The sequence below is a fragment of the Streptomyces luomodiensis genome (assembly GCF_031679605.1).
In the GTDB taxonomy this organism is placed as follows: domain Bacteria; phylum Actinomycetota; class Actinomycetes; order Streptomycetales; family Streptomycetaceae; genus Streptomyces; species Streptomyces luomodiensis.
Genome location: NZ_CP117522.1, coordinates 271,774 through 290,727 on the forward strand (window position 1 = coordinate 271,774; position 18,954 = coordinate 290,727).

22 protein-coding genes and 3 pseudogenes are annotated in these 18,954 nt (G+C 69.0%); 14 read left to right on the forward strand and 11 right to left on the reverse strand.

Going from position 1 to position 18,954, the window contains the following annotated elements:
* Positions 1-139: 139 nt before the first annotated feature.
* Positions 140-889, reverse strand: a complete 750-nt coding sequence (locus PS467_RS01235) for an IclR family transcriptional regulator (RefSeq protein WP_311033529.1) — start codon at positions 887-889, stop codon at positions 140-142.
* A gap of 173 nt (positions 890-1,062) precedes the next feature.
* Here PS467_RS01235 and PS467_RS01240 point away from each other — a divergent pair, with 173 nt between their 5' ends.
* From PS467_RS01240 to PS467_RS01280, 9 genes are all read left to right on the forward strand, one after another.
* The gene (locus PS467_RS01240) at positions 1,063-2,325 is read left to right on the forward strand and encodes an MFS transporter (RefSeq protein WP_311033530.1); all 1,263 of its coding nucleotides are present in this window, start codon (positions 1,063-1,065) and stop codon (positions 2,323-2,325) included.
* On the forward strand, positions 2,322-3,068 hold the full coding sequence (locus PS467_RS01245) for an alpha/beta fold hydrolase (protein WP_311033531.1): 747 nt from the start codon (positions 2,322-2,324) through the stop codon (positions 3,066-3,068). Before PS467_RS01240 ends, PS467_RS01245 begins: the two co-directional genes overlap by 4 nt.
* The gene (locus PS467_RS01250; RefSeq protein ID WP_311033532.1) at positions 3,065-3,817 is read left to right on the forward strand and encodes an SDR family NAD(P)-dependent oxidoreductase; all 753 of its coding nucleotides are present in this window, start codon (positions 3,065-3,067) and stop codon (positions 3,815-3,817) included. The genes PS467_RS01245 and PS467_RS01250 overlap by 4 nt, the downstream gene beginning before the upstream one ends.
* A 20-nt stretch (positions 3,818-3,837) precedes the next feature.
* The gene (locus PS467_RS01255; protein WP_311033533.1) at positions 3,838-4,461 is read left to right on the forward strand and encodes a nuclear transport factor 2 family protein; all 624 of its coding nucleotides are present in this window, start codon (positions 3,838-3,840) and stop codon (positions 4,459-4,461) included.
* Positions 4,462-4,471: 10 nt separating this feature from the next.
* Positions 4,472-5,302: a sugar phosphate isomerase/epimerase family protein gene (locus tag PS467_RS01260; RefSeq protein WP_311033534.1), complete on the forward strand. Its 831-nt coding sequence runs from the start codon at positions 4,472-4,474 to the stop codon at positions 5,300-5,302.
* Positions 5,299-6,180, forward strand: a complete 882-nt coding sequence (locus tag PS467_RS01265) for an intradiol ring-cleavage dioxygenase (protein WP_311033535.1) — start codon at positions 5,299-5,301, stop codon at positions 6,178-6,180. Before PS467_RS01260 ends, PS467_RS01265 begins: the two co-directional genes overlap by 4 nt.
* On the forward strand, positions 6,177-7,238 hold the full coding sequence (locus tag PS467_RS01270) for a maleylacetate reductase (protein WP_311033536.1): 1,062 nt from the start codon (positions 6,177-6,179) through the stop codon (positions 7,236-7,238). Before PS467_RS01265 ends, PS467_RS01270 begins: the two co-directional genes overlap by 4 nt.
* 76 nt (positions 7,239-7,314) lie before the next feature.
* The gene (locus PS467_RS01275; protein ID WP_311033537.1) at positions 7,315-8,067 is read left to right on the forward strand and encodes an SDR family NAD(P)-dependent oxidoreductase; all 753 of its coding nucleotides are present in this window, start codon (positions 7,315-7,317) and stop codon (positions 8,065-8,067) included.
* Between the two features lie 217 nt (positions 8,068-8,284).
* Entirely contained in the window at positions 8,285-8,974 is a 690-nt protein-coding gene (locus tag PS467_RS01280) for a rhodanese-like domain-containing protein (protein WP_311033538.1), read from the forward strand.
* 126 nt (positions 8,975-9,100) lie between these two features.
* Here the strand turns inward: PS467_RS01280 and PS467_RS01285 are convergent, their stop codons facing one another.
* Positions 9,101-9,304: a hypothetical protein gene (locus tag PS467_RS01285; RefSeq protein ID WP_311033539.1), complete on the reverse strand. Its 204-nt coding sequence runs from the start codon at positions 9,302-9,304 to the stop codon at positions 9,101-9,103.
* A gap of 297 nt (positions 9,305-9,601) precedes the next feature.
* Positions 9,602-9,886: pseudogene (locus tag PS467_RS01290) on the reverse strand (DUF302 domain-containing protein); the annotation flags it as partial.
* Positions 9,887-10,058: 172 nt separating this feature from the next.
* Here PS467_RS01290 and PS467_RS01295 point away from each other — a divergent pair.
* From PS467_RS01295 to PS467_RS01305, 3 genes are read left to right on the forward strand one after another with little or no spacing between them, the layout of a single operon-like run.
* Entirely contained in the window at positions 10,059-11,423 is a 1,365-nt protein-coding gene (locus PS467_RS01295) for an MBL fold metallo-hydrolase (protein WP_311033540.1), read from the forward strand.
* A 32-nt stretch (positions 11,424-11,455) separates the two neighbouring features.
* Positions 11,456-11,821, forward strand: a complete 366-nt coding sequence (locus tag PS467_RS01300) for a rhodanese-like domain-containing protein (protein ID WP_311033541.1) — start codon at positions 11,456-11,458, stop codon at positions 11,819-11,821.
* Complete coding sequence (locus PS467_RS01305; RefSeq protein WP_311033542.1) at positions 11,818-12,561, forward strand: sulfite exporter TauE/SafE family protein; 744 nt, start codon at positions 11,818-11,820, stop codon at positions 12,559-12,561. The genes PS467_RS01300 and PS467_RS01305 overlap by 4 nt, the downstream gene beginning before the upstream one ends.
* Positions 12,562-12,623: 62 nt before the next feature.
* Here the strand turns inward: PS467_RS01305 and PS467_RS01310 are convergent.
* Positions 12,624-12,822: pseudogene (locus PS467_RS01310) on the reverse strand (hypothetical protein); the annotation flags it as partial.
* A 1-nt stretch (position 12,823) separates the two neighbouring features.
* Positions 12,824-13,105, reverse strand: a complete 282-nt coding sequence (locus PS467_RS01315; protein ID WP_010358257.1) for a metal-sensitive transcriptional regulator — start codon at positions 13,103-13,105, stop codon at positions 12,824-12,826.
* Between the two features lie 77 nt (positions 13,106-13,182).
* Between PS467_RS01315 and PS467_RS01320 the strand changes: the two genes are divergently transcribed.
* A complete protein-coding gene (locus PS467_RS01320; RefSeq protein WP_311033543.1) occupies positions 13,183-13,752 on the forward strand; it encodes a rhodanese-like domain-containing protein in 570 nt (189 codons plus the stop codon).
* On the opposite strand, the gene PS467_RS41995 is transcribed toward PS467_RS01320, so the two are convergent.
* From PS467_RS41995 to PS467_RS01335, 4 genes and pseudogenes are all read right to left on the reverse strand, one after another.
* Positions 13,652-13,972, reverse strand: coding sequence for a Tn3 family transposase (locus tag PS467_RS41995; protein WP_432280525.1), 321 nt, complete (start codon positions 13,970-13,972; stop codon positions 13,652-13,654). The genes PS467_RS01320 and PS467_RS41995 overlap by 101 nt on opposite strands.
* A gap of 61 nt (positions 13,973-14,033) precedes the next feature.
* Positions 14,034-14,195 (reverse strand): annotated as a pseudogene (locus tag PS467_RS42000) (Tn3 family transposase); the annotation flags it as partial.
* Between the two features lie 20 nt (positions 14,196-14,215).
* Positions 14,216-14,833 carry a Tn3 family transposase gene (locus tag PS467_RS01330; protein WP_432280714.1) on the reverse strand — a complete coding sequence of 206 codons (618 nt, stop codon included), beginning with the start codon at positions 14,831-14,833 and terminating at the stop codon, positions 14,216-14,218.
* A 302-nt stretch (positions 14,834-15,135) separates the two neighbouring features.
* Positions 15,136-15,990, reverse strand: a complete 855-nt coding sequence (locus tag PS467_RS01335) for an enoyl-CoA hydratase/isomerase family protein (protein ID WP_311033545.1) — start codon at positions 15,988-15,990, stop codon at positions 15,136-15,138.
* A 168-nt stretch (positions 15,991-16,158) separates the two neighbouring features.
* Between PS467_RS01335 and PS467_RS01340 the strand changes: the two genes are divergently transcribed.
* A complete protein-coding gene (locus PS467_RS01340; RefSeq protein WP_311033546.1) occupies positions 16,159-16,527 on the forward strand; it encodes a winged helix-turn-helix transcriptional regulator in 369 nt (122 codons plus the stop codon).
* Positions 16,528-16,549: 22 nt separating this feature from the next.
* On the opposite strand, the gene PS467_RS01345 is transcribed toward PS467_RS01340, so the two are convergent.
* Both PS467_RS01345 and PS467_RS01350 read right to left on the reverse strand, forming a co-directional pair.
* The gene (locus PS467_RS01345; RefSeq protein WP_311033547.1) at positions 16,550-17,476 is read right to left on the reverse strand and encodes a LysR substrate-binding domain-containing protein; all 927 of its coding nucleotides are present in this window, start codon (positions 17,474-17,476) and stop codon (positions 16,550-16,552) included.
* Between the two features lie 60 nt (positions 17,477-17,536).
* The gene (locus PS467_RS01350; RefSeq protein ID WP_311033548.1) at positions 17,537-18,889 is read right to left on the reverse strand and encodes an MFS transporter; all 1,353 of its coding nucleotides are present in this window, start codon (positions 18,887-18,889) and stop codon (positions 17,537-17,539) included.
* Positions 18,890-18,954: the final 65 nt, after the last annotated feature.

Below are 18,954 nucleotides of genomic sequence, written 5' to 3' on the forward strand. Positions count from 1 at the left end.
ATGGCAGCGCCTGTCGCGGAACCGGCGTGGCGCGGTCCTGGACCGCGCCATCCGCCAGTGCGAAACGCCGTGGAGACCCACTGAGCGGTCAGAGCGCGCGGCCAGGACCGCTGCCGCCGACAGGGACAGTTCGGCCGGCTCAGTTGGCCCAGCGGGCGATGCCCAGCGCCGCCGTGCGCACGGCCGGAGTGAGCCGGTCCAGGGCGGCTCGAGAATGCGCCACGATGCCGAGCGCGGCCAGCACGCGGCCGTCCAGGCCGAGCACCGGGGCGGCGACGGACACGGCTCCCAAGGTCATCTCCTCGTGTGAGTAGGCGACTTTGGACTTGCGGACCTCCGCCAGTGCGGCCGCGAGCCGGCCGGGCTGGGTGATCGTGTGCGGGGTCATCCGGGTCAGCCCCGCTTCAGTGACGGAACTGAACAGCTCCTCGCCGGAAAAGGCCAGGATGGCCTTCCCGACCCCGGTCGCGTGCAGGGGGAGGCGGCCACCGATGTGGGTCAGTGTCGGAACGGCCTTGGTGCTGGAGATCTTCTCGATGCAGAGAGCCTGGGTGCCCTCGAGGACCGTCAGCTGAACGTTCTCCTGAGTGGCCTGGTACAGATCATGCATGAAGGGCAGGGCCGCTTCTCTCAGCCCCCGCTGCTGTGGGGCCAGCGCGCCGATCGTCCATAGGCGCATCCCGATGTGGTAGCGGCCGTCGTCAAGCCGCTCCAGGCCGCCCCAGGTGCGGAGTTCGCTGATCAGACGGCGCGCGGTGGAGACCGGCAGGCCGCTTCGCGTGGCCACTTCGGTGAGGGTCAACGCGGGGTGGGCCACGTCGAAGGTGTCCAGGACGGCGAGCAGTCGCCGGGAAACGGTCTGACCGGGGGTGTTGGTTCTGCCTGCCACACCGGCAACCTAAAGCCGACTGCCACTGGATGGCAATGAATGGTGGCGTGGGCGACGGATGGTCTGCATGATCGCTGCAGCACGGAGAGATCGGCACAGAACAAGGAGGTTCTGCACATGTCGGCGAGCGACAACGGAGCCCGCGTCCGCATTGCCACTGGGTGGGAGAACCAATGACTGGATTCTGGACACGCCAGGGCATCGTCCCGAATCTCCGCTGGGGGTTCGTGGCACTCACCTTGTTCATGATCGGGGATGGGATCGAGTCCGGCTTCCTGTCTCCCTACCTGGCCGAGCACGGCTTCGGCTCGGGCCAGATGTCCCTGCTGTGGAGCGTCTACGGGTTCGTCGTCGCCGTCGCGGCCTGGCTCTCCGGCGCCCTTGCCGAAGCCTTCGGCCCTCGGCGGGTGATGCTCGCCGGATTCGGCATCTGGGTCGTTTTCGAGATCGCGTTCCTGGCCGCGCTCGCCCAGGAGAACTTCACCTTCATGCTGATCAGCTTCGGCATACGCGGCCTGGGATACCCCCTGTTCTCGTACGGGTTCCTCGTCTGGCTGGCCATGGACACGCCGGAACAGGTGATGGGCAAGGCGGTCGGGTGGTACTGGTTCTTCTTCGTGCTCGGCCTCGGAGTGGTCAGCTCCTACTACGCGGGCGCCGTCATCCCGCTCATCGGTGAGTTCGCCACCCTCGCCTCGTCGCTGGTCTTCATCGGGATCGGCGGGATCATGCTGGCTTTCCTGGTCAAGGCCCGCCGGCCGGATCCGGGCGGCCTCCAGACCAGCCTGCGCTCGATTCTCGGCGCGTTCACCATCGTCGTCGAACGGCCGAAGGTGGGCATCGGCGGGATCGTGCGCGTGATCAACACATTGGGCTTCTACGCGTTCGTCGTCTTCCTGAGCACCTTCATGGTCCACGATGTCGGGCTGTCCACCTCCGAGTGGCAGACCGTGTGGGGGACGCTGACGCTGACCAACATCATCGCCAACGTGGTGTTCGGGTACGTCGCCGACAAGATCGGCCGCATCCGCACCGTGGCATGGTTCGGCGGACTTCTCTGCGCGGTGAGCGTTCCCGCCTTCTACTATGTGCCGAAACTGCTCGGCTCGGGCTTCTGGGCCATCCTCGTGGTGGGCATCGTGTACGGTGCCGGGCTCTCCGGTTACGTCCCGCTGTCCGCGATCATGCCCGCGCTGGCTCCGCACCGCATCGGCGGCGCGATCGCCATCCTCAACCTCGGTGCGGGTGTGAGCCAGTTCCTGGGCCCTGTGGTGGCCGGACTGGTGACGCCGCTCGGAGTCGCCGGAACGCTGTGGGTCCTTGCCGGCATCCACCTCGTCGGCATGGCACTCACCTACTGTCTGCGCGACCGCCCCTCACCCCCGAAGGAGAAGCCCGCCATGGACCGCGAACTGGCCGAGAGGACCGCGCTGTGACCACCCTTCCCACCATCGTTCTCGTCCACGGGATGTGGCACGGCTCCTGGGCCTGGGAACGGGTCGCGACGCTGCTCGAAGCGGCCGGCCATCCCTGTGTCCAGGTCACGTTGCCGGGCAAGGACCGTTCACCGGGCGATCCGACCTTCCAGGGACACTGCGACCATCTCGCCCGCGTCCTCGCCGATGTGCGCGGTGACGTCGTACTCGTCGGACATTCCTATTCCGGAGCTCTGCTGACCGAGGTCGGTGACGCCCCCCAGGTGCGGGCCATGGTCTTCGTGAGCGCGTTCTGTCTGGAACCCGGGGAGTCGGTCGCGTCCGTCAACGACGCCGAGGCGGGCTCGCAGGCGGGCAAGGACGACATCCGTCAGGTCGGTGACTACCTGGTCATCGATCCGGACATCGCGCGGAACGCCTTCTACCACGACTGCACGCCGGCCGATGCGACCAGGGCCGTCGAGCGCCTCACACCCGAACACGCCGGCACCCGGGCGGCGGTCGTCTCCAACGCGGCCTGGCGCACCGTCCCCTCGCACTTCGTGGTGTGCACCCTGGACCGGGCCTGCACACCGGAGGTCCAGCGGATGATGGCGAGCCGGGTGGAGTCGTCGAGTGAGCTGGTCTCGAGCCACTCCCCGATGTTGTCGATGCCGCAGGCCCTGGCGCGCACGATCACCGAGTTCGCGTCGCGGCACCGGGGAACGGCTCAGCGGAGCCACGCGTCGGAGCGCATCTCGTGACCGCGCCCGTCGCGATCGTGACCGGCGGCGCCGGCGGGATGGGCACGGCCATCGCCACCGTCCTGCTCGACGACGGCTTCCGGGTCGCGCTGCTCGACCGCCGCGGGGCGCAGGAAGCCGCCGGCCGGCTGGCCGGCACCGGCGAGGTGCTCGGTGTCGAGGCCGACGTCTCCGACGAGGAGTCGGTCCGGGCCGCCATCGACCACGTGGACATGGTGTGGGGCCGCGTCGACGCCCTGGTCAACAACGCCGGTATCGAGCCGCCGCACGCGGTGCGGAGCATGGAGCCGGACACCTGGCGGGCGACGCTGGACGTCAACCTGACCGGACCCGCACTCATGATCAAACATTGTGTGCCCCTGTGGCGGCGCCAGGGCGGCGGCCGGGTCGTCTCCATCGGCTCACGTGTGTGGCTCGGTGGTGGTGTGACACCCGCCTATGCCGCGTCGAAGGCGGGGATCGTCGGCCTGACCCGCACGGCGTGCCATGAGCTCGGCCCACTCGGGGTCACCGTCAACGTCGTCGCACCGAGCTTCGTGGACACCTCGTTCAACACCCAGAAGGCCGACGCCGGGGTCCTGGAGGCCCGCGTCGACCGATTCACCGAGGCCTCGCCGCTGGGCAGGCTCGTGGAGCCGGTGGACGTCGCGCACGCCGTGGCGTTCCTGGTGTCGGAGCGAGCCCGGAACATCACCGGTGAAGTGATACACGTGGCCGCCGGGACACAACTGGCGCCGACGATCCAATGAGCATCAAGGAGGTTCTGAGCGTGTCGACACGTCTCGAAGACAAACTGGCACTGCGCGAGTTGGTCGAGAACTGGGCCGTGTGGCGCGACGCCGCGGACTGGGAGCGTTTCGCCACGGTGTGGCATCCGACCGAGGGATGGATGAGCGCCACATGGTTCCAGGGACCGGCGGCCGAGTTCATCGACGTCAGCCGGGCGGGTTTCGACAGCGGCGTGAGCATTCTGCACTTCCTGGGGGGACACACCGCCGACATCAACGGCGACCGGGCCATCGCCCAGACGAAGATGACGATCAACCAGCGCGCGAGCATCGACGGGGTCGAGGTCGACGTGGTCTGCGTCGGCCGCTTCTACGATTTCTGCGGCCGGTACGACGGTCAGTGGAAGGTCGTCCGCCGGCAACCGATCTACGAGAAGGACCGGCTCGATCCGGTCGACCCGTCCGCGCGGCTGGAACTCGACCCGGAGCTGCTCGGCCGGTTCCCCATCGGCTATCGCCACCTGGGCTATCTGCAGACCAAGGCCGGGTTCACGGTCAAGACCGGACTGCCCGGTCTGACCGGGGAGGCGGTGCGGCGCCTGTACGACGAGGGCTCGAAGTGGCTGGCGGGATCAGCCACCCCGGGCCACCCCGGCGAAGAGTGAGGGCATCGAGATGACCACGGTATTCCTGAACTGCAGCGCCAACACGCTGCGTACCGCCGACCTGCCCACCCGGGTGGCCGCGGCGGCCAGGGCCGGGTTCGCCGGCATCGGCCTGCGGGTGAGCGACTATCTCCACGCGAACATGCCCGACGGGCAGATCCGCGATCTGCTCGACCAACACGGCCTGCGGGTCCTTGAGATGGAGCACAACTGGGACTGGGGCAAGGGCGAGGATCCGGTGGAGGAAGCCATGTTCTCCTTCGCCGACCGGATCGGCATCCGCCACCTCAACGTCCCGATGTTCGCCGAGCATCCGCTGCCGGAGCTCGTGGAGCCGTTCGGGGCGTTGTGCGACCGCGCCGCCGAGCACGGCGTTCTGGTCGGGTTCGAGTTCCTCCCCTACAGCCATGTCCGCACGCTGGACGAGGCGTGGCGGGTGGTCTCGGCGGCCAACCGGCCGAACGGCGGAATCACCCTGGACCTGTGGCACTGGTTCCGTTCCGGCGCCAGGACCCAGGATCTCGCCGGCATTCCCCCCTCCGCGATCACCACCCTTCAGCTGTGCGACGTACTCCCCCAGCCCGGTCCCGATCTGACCGATGAGGCCCGGCACCGGCGGCTGCTCCCCGGCCAGGGAGCCGGGGACACACTCGGCGTGCTCCGCGCTCTGCGGGAACACGGTGTCAACGCGCCGGTCTCGGTGGAGGTCTTCTCCGACGATCTCGACGCCCGGCCCGCCGCGGAAGCGGCCCGGCTCGCCTTCGACGCGGGCGCCCTCACACTCGGCCGCGCCGGTGTCACCGCACCGTCCTGGACCACCACGCTCGAGGAGGGTCGATGACCACCCCGACCACCGGCTTCTCCGAGGAAGCTTCGGTCGAGATCGTCACGGAGAGCTTCGCCGGCACTCCGGACGCACGGCTGAAGCAAATCATGACGAGGCTGGTCGAGCACCTGCACGCTTTCGTGAAGGACATCGAGCCCACCGAGGCGGAATGGCAACAAGCGATCGACTTCCTCACCGCGATCGGGCACATGTGCGACGACACCCGCCAGGAGTTCGTCCTGCTGTCCGATGTGCTGGGGGTGTCGATGCTGGTCGACGCGATCAACAACCGTAGATCGGCGGCCGCCACCGACACCACCGTCCTCGGCCCGTTCCACATGGTCGACTCACCGCCCCGCGAGCTGGGCGCGAACATCTCGCTCGACGGCGAGGGCGAGCCCTGTGTGTTCGCCGGACAGGTCCGGTCGTCCGACGGTACGCCGCTGCCCGGAGCCCGGGTGGACGTGTGGCAGGCCAATGGGGCCGGCTTCTACGACGTCCAGCAACCCGAGACACAGCCCGAGCGCAACCTCCGGGGGCTGTTCACCGCTGACGACGACGGCCGTTTCTGGTTGCGGACCGTGGTCCCCCGCTACTATCCGATCCCGGACGACGGACCGGTCGGCCGACTGCTCACCGCCACCAAGCGCCACCCCAACCGGCCCGCGCACATCCACGTCATCGCCGAAGCCGACGGGCACGCCCCCATCACCACCCACGTCTTCGTCGAAGGCAGCCCGTATCTGGACTCCGACACGGTGTTCGGGGTGAAGGAGTCTCTGATCAGGCCGGTCACGACCGTTGACGATCCGCTCCGCGCCGAGCGGTACGGTGTCGCCAACCCCTTCCGGCTGCTCACGTTCGACGTCGTCCTGGACCGGGTACGGCCATGAGCCACCACTTCATCCACGAGAACCGTCCAGGCCGGGTCGTCTTCGCGGCGGGCGCGAGAGCACGGCTGCCCGAGGAAATCGACCGACTCGGCCTGCACCGGCTCATCGTGGTGTGCACACCCGGACACGCGGACCTCGCCGCCGAACTGGCGGCCCCGCTCGGCGACCGGATCGCCGATCTGCACCCGCACGCCACGATGCACGTGCCGGCAGCCGTCGCGGCGGAAACCGTGGCGCGAGCGCGGGAGATCGGCGCGGACGGTTGCCTCGCGATCGGCGGTGGCTCCGCGATCGGTCTGGCGAAGGCCGTCGCGAAGGACACCGGCCTGCCGATCGTCGCTGTGCCGACCACCTACGCCGGATCGGAGATGACGCCGATCTGGGGCCTGACCACCGATGGCCGGAAGACCACCGGACGGGACCCCCGCGTCCTGCCGTCCGTTGTGGTCTACGACCCGGAACTGACCACGACGCTCCCGTCCGCGCTGTCGGTGACCAGTGGCGTGAACGCCCTCGCACACGCCGCGGAGGCCCTGTACGCGCCCGACAGTTCACCGATCCACACGCTGATGGCGGCGGAAGCGGCGCGGGCCCTGGCCGACGCCCTGCCTCGTGTGGTCGCCGATCCTGACGACATCGACGCCCGCTCCGACGCCCTGTACGGGGCCTGGCTCGCCGGCAGCGTACTGGGTGCTACCACGATGTCCTTGCACCACAAGCTCTGCCACATTCTCGGCGGCACCTTCAACCTGCCGCACGCCGAGACCCACACCGCGGTCCTCCCCCACGTTCTCGCCTTCAACCTCCCGGCGGCACCGGCGGCGCGGACCGCACTGGAGACGGCACTCGACACCACCGAGCCGGCTTCCCAGCTGTTCCACCTTGCGCGGAGCCTCGGCGCCGACATGTCACTCACGGCGCTGGGCATGCCCGAGGACGGTGTGGAGACCGTGGTCTCCCAAGCACTCGCCCATCCCTACGCCAATCCCAGGCTTGTCACGGAGGCCGACGTCCGCCGCATCCTCGGCCGCGCGCTCACCGGCGCCGCACCCGCATAGCAGCGCACTCACCCGGTCCATGGTTTCCGCCCCCGCCACACAAGAGCCGGCTCCGGCCGGCCAAGAAAGGACACTCATGCGCCTGCACGACAAGGTAGCCCTGATCACCGGTGCCTCCAGCGGTATGGGGCGTGCCACCGCCGAAACGTTCAGTCGTGAGGGCGCGACCGTTGTCATCGCCGACATCGCCGACGAGGACGGCGCCTTGGTCGTCGACGGGATCCGGACCGCCGGCGGGCAGGCCCGTTACCTGCACCTCGATGTCACGGACGAGAGCTCATGGACCGCCGCGATCGAGGTGATCCTCGCGGAGTTCGGACGGCTCGACATCCTGGTCAACAACGCGGGGATCAGCGGCACCTTCGACCCCGACCTGACCAGCACCCGGTTCTTCGACCAGCTCATGCAGGTCAACGCGAAGGGTGTGTTCCTCGGCATCAAGCACGGCGCCGCCGCCATGGCCCGCTCCGGCGGCGGCTCGATCGTCAACCTGTCCTCCATCTCGGCCTCCATCGGCCAGCTCGGCGTGCACCTGGGCTACGGCGCGTCAAAGGCCGCCGTGAAGTCGATGACGACCACCGCGGCGGTGCACTACGCCGATGCCGGGATCCGCGTCAACGCGGTCGCACCGGGCATGCTGCCGGCGATGCGCACCTCCCGCGGCTCCGCCGACCCGGTGTGGCGGGCCAAGCAGATCGACGGGGTGCCGATGAAGCGGGCCGGGGAGGTACGGGAGGTCGCCGACACCGTCCTCTTCCTCGCCAGCGAAGAGGCCTCGTATATCACCGGGGTTGAGATTCTGGTCGACGGCGGACTGACCGCCGTCTGACGCTCGCCGTCCAGGCCGACCACACCGGACGCCCTGCCGAGGCGGTCCGCATCACCGCGCCGACCGACCGATTTGCCGGTTCAGCAAAGTACGTTGCCGCCATGGACGCATGCGCGCAGGCTGCATTCAGAAAGTGCCGGCTCATCACCCGGAACCCCTCCGGCTCGAGCGGCACGTCAGAAGCGGCAATTGCGTCACAGAACAGAGGATGCGGCAGATGGAAAACCGCCACGTCGTGATCATTCCGATCGAGATCGACGAAGAGAAGGAAAGCGCTTATCTCGACGCCTGGCAGGGCGCCGCAGACGTGATGGCGGCTCAACCCGGTTTCATCCGGACGTATATGTTCCGCACGATCGTTCCGGGGAGCACATTCCATCTCGTCAATGTGGCGGAATGGGAGTCCACCGCTCACTGGGAAGAGGCGATGAACGTCTGCCCGATGATGGGACAGCAGATAGCCATCGCCCATGCCTCGAATTACGAGGCGATCAGGACGGTCCTGCCCGCCACGAAGCAGAGCTTGGACTCCGGCGACGGTCACACGCCCGCTGAGCTGTCTCCTGCCGAGGCGTATCGCCGCCTCGCGGACGGGAAACTCACGCTGGTCGATGTCCGCGAGGACGATGAATGGGCAGCGCGTCACCCGACCGGCGCCGTGCACGCCGCGCTCAGCACGTTGCCGGCCGCGCTGTCGGATCTGCCCGACGGTCCACTGGCCTTCGTATGCCGCACGGGCGCACGCAGCGTGCAGGGCGGCGCGCAGGCGATCCGCGCGGGCCGGTCCTCCGTCCACAGCGTGACGGGCGGCCTTGAGGCATGGGAAGCGGCAGGGCTGCCGGTCACCACCCCCGACCGCGCGGACGCGGTGAACAACGGCCTTGGGGAACATCGGTACAGCGGTTAACGCCAAGCCGTTGATCTTGCGGGCTCCGTGCCCCGAGGCGTCCGCCGATGGCGGGCGTGAGCCGCGTCGTCGTGGTCACGCCTCCTTCAGCGCTGTCTGCGCCGTCCGGGTTACTTGGGGCCCTCATCAGCGGCGGGGCGCCAGCGGGTGAAGGCGCACTGGTCGTCGCCCCGTGGCGGAGAGCACACCGATGGTTCGGTCCTGCTCTTCGGTGGCGACCAGCGTCAGGGAGGCGGTGGTCAGGGCCTCGTTCATGGGCCGGTCGGTGAAGGTGTGGGCGGCGGCGTCGTGGTACGCCTTCGTGCCGGTTCCGCCGAACCCGGTGAGCATGGCGGAGGATGCCGAGCCGGCCTCGATGGCGGCCTACGGGACCGGGATGATCCTGACGCCGTCGCCGGTGGTGGCCATCAGCGCGTTCACCGCCTCGACGTCCTGGCCGCGGGCCAGGCGGATGTGGGTGGGCCCTGCCAGCCCGCTCGGAGGCGGTCGGCGGACAGCGGCGGCGTGTGCCGGGTCTTCTTGGTCGTCTTGTCCATGGTTTTCGTTCCCCCTGGTGCTGGTGCCGGGCGGCCCGCCGCGCTGAGATGGATCTTGTCCCGGTGGCCGGGTGGCCTACCGCCGGTTTCCGGCCTGAACGAGCGTGGTGTCGCCGTCGCGGCGGACGACGTTGCAGGGCAGGAGCAGGCCGATGCTGCGGTCGGCTTCCAGGGCCTGGTGGGCGAGCGGCGGGTTGCACGCACCGAGGATCAGGTAGTCCTCCATGCCGTGGCCGAGTTTCGCCTTGAGGGTGGCTTTCACGTCGATCTCGGTGTGGATGCCGAAGCCTTGGTCGGCCAGGGCCTTGCGTACGGCGGTGACGGCTGTGTCGGAGTCGGCGTCGAGGCGGACGGTGCGGTCGTAGGAGACGGACACTCCCGGATAGCACGGAACGCCTCATTCCGCTATGCCCCGCCGGGTACCCGCAAGGCGCCAGGCGACGCCTTGAGCGGGTGGTTTCCGCCCGTTGGAATACCCCCCGGGGTATAGCTGTTAGAGTGAGCGTCCGATACCCCCCGGGGTACATGTTCGAGAGGAGTCATGAGCCGTGTTCTTCGTCGACACCATGGAATTCGAGGGCCTGGGCAACCGCAGCTACCTGGCCGGCGGCCCCAGCGCCGCGGTGGCCATCGACCCGCCGCGCGACATCGACCAGGTCATCGCCGCAGCGGCCCGCCGCGGGGTGCGCATCGCTTTCGTGGCCGAGACCCATGTCCACAACGACTACGTCACCGGCGGCCTGGAGCTGGCCCGCGTCACCGGCGCCCAGTACCTGGTGCCGGCCGGGGCGCACGTGTCGTTCGCCCGCACCCCCGTTGCAGACGGCGACACGGTGACGGTGGACGAGGGCCTGGTGCTGCGCGCTATCGCCACTCCTGGGCACACCCCGCACCACACCTCCTACGCCTTGACCGAAGACGGGCGCGGTGTGGCGGCGTTCACCGGCGGGTCACTGCTCATCGGTACCGTGGGCCGCCCGGACCTGGTCGAACCAAGGCTGACCGAACAGCTGGCCCGCGCCCAGCACGCCTCCGCCCACCGTCTGGCCGACGAGCTGGACGACGAGGTGCCGGTGCTGCCCACCCACGGGTTCGGCAGCTTCTGCTCCTCCTCCCAGGCCGAGGGGGACGCGACCACGATCGGCAAGGAGCGCGAGACCAACGACGCGCTGACCCTGGACGTGGACACCTTCGTCGCCCAGATGCTCGCCGGGCTGGACGACGTACCCGCCTACTACGCCCACATGGGCCCGGCCAACGCCGCAGGCCCCGCGCCGGTCGACCTCACCCCGCCGCGGCGTGCGGACGCCGAGGAGCTCGCCTCCCGGCTGGCCGCGGGTGAGTGGGTGGTGGACCTGCGCAGCCGCATGGCCTTCGCCGAAGGGCACGTGGCCGGGTCGTTCAACTTCGAGGGCGAGGGCAAGCTCGCCACCTACCTGGCCTGGCTGATCCCGTGGGGCAAGCCCGTCACCCTGCTGGCCGACACCCCGGAGCAGATCACCGACGCGCAGCGGGAGCTGGCGCGGGTGGGCATCGACCGCCCGGCCGCCGCCGCCACCGGTGATCCGGCCGCCTGGGTCCGTGAGGGCGAGCAGCTCGCCTCCTTCCCCCGTGCCCGCTTCGCCGACCTCGCCGATGTCCGCAAGCGCGGCGACGGCGTGGTCGTCCTGGACGTGCGCCGGGGCTCGGAGCGTTCGGTCGGCTACATCGACGGCTCGGTCCACATCCCGATCCACGAGTTGCACGGCCGAATCGGCGAAGTACCGGACGGGACGGTGTGGGTGCACTGCGCCGGCGGGATGCGCGCAGCGATCGCCGCCTCCCTGCTGGATGCGGTCGGCCGCGACGTGGTCGCCGTGGACGACGACTTCGACGCCGCAGTGGATGCCGGGCTGTCCCTGACCTCCGGCTGATTTCGGCCGTTCCGTAAGGAAGGAAGCGTGTGATGTTCCTCTTTCGCCGAAATGGGCCCCGGGTCACGGTCGACGAGGCACGCAGCCGTACCATCGGCGATCAGCCCGACGCGGTCCTGCTGGACGTCCGTGAGAAGCCCGAGTGGACCGCGGGCCACGCCCCGGGCGCCGTCCACGTACCGCTGACGAAACTGGTTGCCGGCGGCACCCTACCGACCGAGGCGGAGGGCCCGCCGCTGGTGGTGATCTGCCGCAGCGGACACCGCTCCCAGCAGGCGGCGAATCTCCTCGCTGAGCGCGGAGTGCAGGCGGTGGACGTCGAGGGCGGTATGAACGCGTGGGCCGCCGCCGGGTACCCGGTGGTCGACGAGCGCGGGAACAGTGGCCGGATAGCGTGACTGTACTCGTTCTCGCTCTCATCGCCGGGGCCGTCATCGGTCTCGCGCTTGGAGCCCTCGGCGGCGGTGGCAGCGTCCTTGCCGTGCCGGCACTGATCTACCTGCTCGGCTTCACTCCGGCCGCCGCCACCACGGCCAGCCTGATCATCGTCACCGCCACCTCCGCCACCGCCCTGTACGCCCACACCCGCGACGGGAACGTGGCATGGAGGACGGGGACGCTGTTCGCTGCGGCGGGCATCGTGCCCGCCTTCCTCGCCGGGGCCGTCGCCGGGCGCCTTCCCGAAGCGGTGCTGACGGCGGCGTTCGCAGTCATCGCCGCGCTGGCGGCCGTGCGTATGCTGCGTCCGTCCGCGTCAGAGCCGCCGGACCGAATCCGGCCCGGCAAGGCGGCCGGTGCCGGTGCCGGACTCGGCGCCGTGACGGGCTTTCTAGGGGTCGGTGGGGGATTCCTCGCCGTGCCCGCCCTGGTGAGCGTCCTGGGACTGGCCATGCGGCGGGCGGTGGGCACCAGCCTGCTCGTCATCACGGTGAACTCACTCGCCGCGCTCGCCGCTCGCACCGGCACCAGTGGCGGGCTCCGCTGGGAGATCATCGGCCCCTTCACCGGCGCCGCGATCCTCGGCGCCTGGGACGGCAAACGGCTCGCGGCGCAGATCTCCGGCACCACCCTTCAGAAAATCTTCGCCGGCGTGCTGCTGGCGGTGGCGGCCTTCATGCTCGTTGACGTGATCGTCTGAACACGAGGACCAGCAACGGCTCAGGCGAGGGACAGGGAGAACCTCTCCAGCCGTCTGCGCATCAGGACGATGCCGGTCAGTGCGGCCGTGACGGCGAGGGCCGGGTAGTTCCACCACTGCACGGGTACCGACCGGCCGGACAGGCGGATTGGGCACCACGTCGGTGGGGGCGCCGACCAGGATCGCTGTGGCCAGGGCACCGAGGCCCGCCACAGTCCACTGCCGGGTCCGCCAAGCACGCAGTGTGCCGCGGCACCACAGCTCAGGCCAGAGAAAGAAACAGCTTCTCCAGCCGGGTACGCATCTGCTCCCGGTCGCCGGAGGCGGCCATGTCCGCATCGGTCAGGCAGTGCTGCAGGCCGGTGGCGATGATCGCGAAACCGGCCTTGTCCAGAGCCCGGGACGCCGCGGCGAGCTGGGTGACGACGTCCTCGCAGTCCCGCCCCTCCTCGATCATCTTGATCACGCCGGCAATCTGTCCCTGTGCCCGGCGCAGCCGGTTGACCACCGTCTTCAGTTCCTCAGCCGCCATCGCCAGTTCCACGACCCACGCTCCTTAGAGATACCCCCTTGGGTATCCTACCGAAGGGGTAACCCGAACCAAGCAAAGGAAAATCCCCCGTGCCACCCACCACCATCGCCCTCACCGCCGATCAGGCCAACGCCCGCCTGCACGAGCTGACCGTCATCGACGTGCGCACCCCCGGCGAATACGCCTCCGGCCACCTGCCCGGCGCCCACAGCATTCCCCTCGACCGCCTCGATGCCGCCCTGCCCGCCCTGAAGACCGCGGCAGACCGCGGCGACCTCCTCATCGTGTGCGCCTCCGGCGCCCGCTCCGCCCGAGCCTGCCGGCGCCTGGCCGACCAGGGCATCACCGCCGCCACCCTCACCGGCGGCACCACCGCCTGGACACAGCGCGGCCACGACACCCACCGACCCGCCGGCACCCGCACTCCCTGGGCCATGGACCGCCAGGTCCGCCTCGCCGCCGGAACGCTGGTCCTGACCGGCCTCATAGCCGGACGACGTAGGAATGCGGCCCGCTGGCTCTCCGCGGGCGTCGCCGGCGGTCTGGTTGTCTCCGCCCTCACCAATACCTGCGGCATGGCCAAGATCCTCGCCAAGCTCCCCCACAACCAGCCCAAGGCCACCGACCTGGACGCCACCCTCGCCGCCCTGACCGGTTGACCCCCTGGCCGCAGGGCGACTGCCCCAGGTACCAGGTCAAGCCTCCAGCGAAGACAGCGGCGGCGTTCTTGTGCTTGAGCGGGGACAGCCGCGCGACGTCCTCGTCGCGGATGTCGTGACCCTCGGCGCGGAGCTGGGCCACGGCGATGTCGGTGTGCTTCGTCGTCCACAGCACCACGGCGTTCAGGACCAGGCCGAGCACGCCGAGCTGGTCCTCCATGCCCGTCCCGGTACGCCTGGTGGATGGTGCCGCGCTTGCCGTGGCACACGTCCCTCGCGAGCATGTGCCGGGACTCCTCCACGGTGAGCTGCCGGTTCATCTGGCGGCGGTAGGTGTCGTCCACCGGGTCGACCACGGCCAGCAGATGCAGGGGCTTGGCGATCCGCCCGTACTCGGCGAACGCCTGCCCCAGCGGCGTGGGACGCCCCTCACACCCGAACATCCGCAGCAGGTCATAGGCCCTCACCTGGTTGGTGACCCGGCCACCCGCGGCATGTCCGGCCAGTGCACGATCACCTTGTTCAGGTTCGCCCGGTCCCGCGCGATGTCCTCCAGCGGCCCGTACGTCCCCGTCTCCACCCCGGGCAAGCTCGTCCGCCAGAACCGCTGGCCGTCCAGGTCACGGAACCGCGGGCTGAAGGTGTAGCCGAGGATCTTGAACAGGCCGAACACCACGTCGGAACAGGAGGCGTTGTCGATCGCCACAGTCTCCGGCTTCACCCCGCCGTCCAGGTTCACCAGCGCGTCCAGGATGTGCAGCGAGTCGCGCGGCGTGCCCGGCACCACCATCTGCCCGATCCCGGCGACCTGGTCGTTGACGGCGTTCAGCCAGGTGATGCCGCGCCGTCGCCGAAGTACTTCGGCGACGGCGCGGCGTTGATCGTACGGACGGGGACGACGAACCGCAGCCCGCGCGACGGTGGCGTGCAGCCCGTCGCCCCAGTACGCCACGATCGGTACCTCGGCCTGGGCGTTGATCAGCTTCGGGTTGGCCACGGCGGTGGTGTCGGCGCGCAGGTAGTACTGGTCGATGTGGACCAGCCGGGAGCAGGCCAGGGCCTCGATGACCGGGTTGACCACCGACTCGTCGTCGAGGAAGAAGAACCGCTCCAGCTCGGGCCGGGTCGGCTCCTCGTTGAACTTCCCGTGCGACGCGGCCTGCTCATCAGTTGAGAATTCCACCGGCACCCGGCGGACAGTAGCCGCCCCTTAGCGTTAGCCGTTGTACCGATGGTCCCCAGGGCCGAACAACGGCGACCGTGCCCACGCCGCGGTACGTGAGGACTGACGAAAGCGGAACCAGCGGACAGCCGCCGTGTACGTCCGTCGGCATGAGGCCGGTCTCAGCGGCTTGCGGCCAGGCGGCCGCCTCTCCGCGTGCGTCAGCCGTTCGGCTGCCCCTTCAGCTCTTCCCACAGGTCACGGAGCAGGTCCTCGAGTCGGAGCTCACCCTCTCGGGTGTGGGCGCCACGTTCGAGACCGCCCCGGATGAGTTTCTCGGCGGCGGGCAGGGCGAACAGGCCGGCCCACGCCTGGTGCTCGCAAGTGAATCCCCCGTCCAGGTCCACCGCCGGCACGGCCGCCTTGGCTGCCCCGATGACGCCATCAGGCAGCGCCGCGATGTTCCGAGCGAGCCGGTCGACGAAGGCGTCGAGCTCGTCGGCGGGCAGTGCGCGGTTGATCCAGCCATAGCGCTCGGCGGTCTCCGCGTCGACCGGGTCGCCGCCGAGCAGGATCTCGAGTGCGCGATTGCGGCCCAGACGCTGCCCGAGGTACTGGGTGGCGCCGCCGCCGGGTGTGATGCCCATCAGCACTTCGACCTGAGCGAGCCTCGCTTTTTCCTTGCTGGCGAACGTCATGTCGGCAGCTGTCACGAACTCGGCCCCACCGCCGCGTGCGATACCCGCCAGCTTGACGATCGTGACCTGTGGCTGGTGCCGCACGGCCTCGCCGAACGCCTGGAATACGTTCAGTCCCTCCGGCGCCTCCAAAGCCAGTTCGTCAAAGGCCGTGGGTTCGTCGATCAGCGTCATGTCGACATGGGGTATGAAGAATTCCGGATCGGCGCTGCTGAAGACGATGACCCTGACAGAAGAATCCTGGCGAACCTTCTTGAGGAATTTCAGCACGTCTGTCATGAGCTGAACGTCGAGTACGTTCACCGGCGGGTTGTCGATGACGACGTTCGCCACTCCCCGATCCAGCGACACTCGCAGGGTCGGATACTCCTCTGTCATAGGGAATTCTCCGGACACGCCAACTCTCCCATTCCACACCCGGGTCGCCGAAGACCACGCGAGCGCTTGAATACCTGTAGGTTCCCGATGTATACCTAGGTTGAGTTGGCTGCCAGGGAACGTCAACTACGCACTTTCACCATCCTAGGGATGCTCAGGGATACCGACATGACGCACGACGTCGTCTACAGAGCCGACTGTCCGAGCCGCACCATCCTCGACCAGATCGCGGACAAGTGGTCGATGCTGGTTCTGGCAGTGCTCAGCGAACCGCGACGGTTCAACGAGATCAAGCGACGCCTTGAAGGCATAACGCAGCGCGTTCTCACTCAGACGCTACGCCGCCTTGAGCGCAATGGGATGATCACCCGGCGAGTGCTGCCCGGCCGGCCGCTCGGAGTGGAGTACTCGCTCACGCCGCTCGGCCGGTCCCTCCAGGGTCCGTTCGGCGAGCTGTACAACTGGACGGTGGAGAACATGGATGTGATCCAGTCGTTTCAGCGCGCTTACGACCATCGTGGCGAGCAGTCGACCTGATGGCGTTTGGGGGCACGAGGGCTCAGGCCCTGGCAGGGCGGGTGGCGATCTGCCGCAGCAGTTCCATCACCGCTCGGGCACGGGCGGTCTGGGTCATACCTTTCACAGAGGAGATCTTGACTTCGAGCGGGGGGCTTCCGTCCCGCAGCTCCAGTTCCGCGATCTCGCCACCGCCGTAGGTCTGGCTGGTCGCCGGCCGCTGGTTCAGCACGGAGTATCCGAGTCCCCGGGCCACCAGGGAACGTACGGTTTCGTAGCTCTGGGTGCGGTAGCGGACATCGGGCGCGGTGCCGGTGGCGGCCACCAGCGAGCGGAAGTAGTCGCGGCTGTGCGGCAGGTCGAGCAGGACGAGGGGTTCCGCGGACAGTTCGGCCAGCTCCACGGTGCCCTGCCGGGCCAGCGGGTGATCGGCCGGGACGATGACGTAGGCCGGGGCGTGCGCGATCGTCTCGCTGCGCAGGTCAAGTTCGGCCGACAGGCCGAGGTCGTAGGTGAGGGCGAAGTCGATGTGCCCCGCGCCCAGGGCTTGGACGAGCTGATCCGTCTCCGCTTCCACCACGTCGATCTCGATGTCCGGGTAGCGGCTGGTGCATTCGCTGAACAGGGGCGGCAGGTAGTACGGGGCCAGCGTCACGAAGCAGCCGACGGCCACCGGCCCGGAGATGGTCTCGCCGTCTCCCCGGGCCTCCCGCTCGACCTCGCGCGCGCGGGCCAGCAGCTCGCGCGCATGCTGCTGAAGCCTCTCCCCCGCCGGCGTCAGGGTCAGTCCCCGGCCCCTGCGGCGGATGAACAGCTGGACCCGTAGGTCGCGCTCCAGGTTGTGGATGGCCGCGGACACGGCGGACTGCGCGATGTGGAGCTCCCCGGACGCCTCCGTCATCGAACCGCGCTCGGCGGCGACGAGGAAGTAGCGGAGTTGCAAGAGGGTGAAACCCACCGGTGACGTCATGCGTGACCCTTGCGCCTGGTGATCCGTGTCCATGCCGACGCCGACCCTACGCGGAAGTGCCTAGCGGCGCTCAGGAGGAGTGTCGGACACGTCCTCGGGGCGCAGCAGGGCGGAACCGGCGGTCTCCTTCAGGGACAGCGCGGCGATGAGGCCGCCGATGGCGAACACCATCAGGTAGGGGCCGGGCAGCAGGGTGCTGCCGGTCGCGGAGATGAGCACGGTCATCAGGTACGGCACCGTGCCGGCGAACAGGGCGGCGGTGAGGTTGTAGGCGATGGACAGGCCGCTCTGGCGGGTGCGGGTGGGGAAGATCTCCGCCGACCACACGGCGTAGGTGCCGAGGATCGCGGCGAGGATCACGCCGAGCAGCAGACCGGCGATCCACGTTCCGGCGAGCCCGGTCCGCATGAGGAGGAACGCGGGGGTGGAGACCACCAGGAGGGCTGTGGTGGCTCCGACGAAGACCGGTTTGCGTCCCACGCGGTCGGACAGGAGCCCGAACACCGGGACCAGCACCAGGCCCAGCAGCGAGATCACCGTGGACAGCAGGGCGGCGCCGCCGGCCGAGTGCCCCAGGTGGTCGGTCTCGTAGGTGACCAGGTAGGTCAGCACCATGTAGAAGGGCACGTGCATGGCCGCCATCAGGCCCGCCGCCTGGAGCAGCTGCCGCTTGTGGGAGCGGAGCAGCTCCCGCACGGGGCTCCGCGGCACGGTGTCGTTGGCTTCGAGTGCCCGGTACTCGGGGGTGTCCTCGATCTTGTTGCGGATGATGAAACCGATGATGCCCAGTGGCGCGGAGACGAGGAAGGGGATGCGCCAGCCCCAGGACGACAGCTGGCCCTCCTCGAGCCCCGTGGACAACAGCAGGTAGACGAACGAACCGGCGAGAAAGCCCAGCAGGGAGCCGACCTCCAGCCAGCTCACACCGAATCCGCGACGGCGCCGGGGGGCGCTCTCGGCGAGGAAGCTCGCCGCGCTGCCGAACTCACCGCCCGCCGCGAATCCCTGTATCAGGCGGAGAACCACCAGGAGCACCGGGGCGGCGACCCCGATCGACGCGTAGCCGGGAAGCAGACCGATCGTCAGCGTCGCACCGGACATCATGAAGATGACCAGCGACAGCGTGCGCTTGCGGCCGATCCTGTCACCGAGCGGCCCGAACACCATGGCACCGATCGGCCGGATGCCGAACGACACGGCGAACACTCCGAACACGGCGAGCAGTCCGGTGGTGCCGTTCTCCGACGGGAAGAACACGTCCGCGACGGTGCCGGCGAGATAGGCGTAGGCCGCCCAGTCGAACCAGTGCACGAACACGCCGACGGCACCCGCGGCAACGCTCCTGCGCAGTGCGACGACGTCGGTGGCCACCTCGACCTCGGCCGTCCTGACGTCGGTGTGAGAAGTAGGCATGCGCGCCTCCTTGGGAAATGGGGTGGAACAAGCCGGAGCTGTGCGGGTGCCGCCGAGTGCCGTGC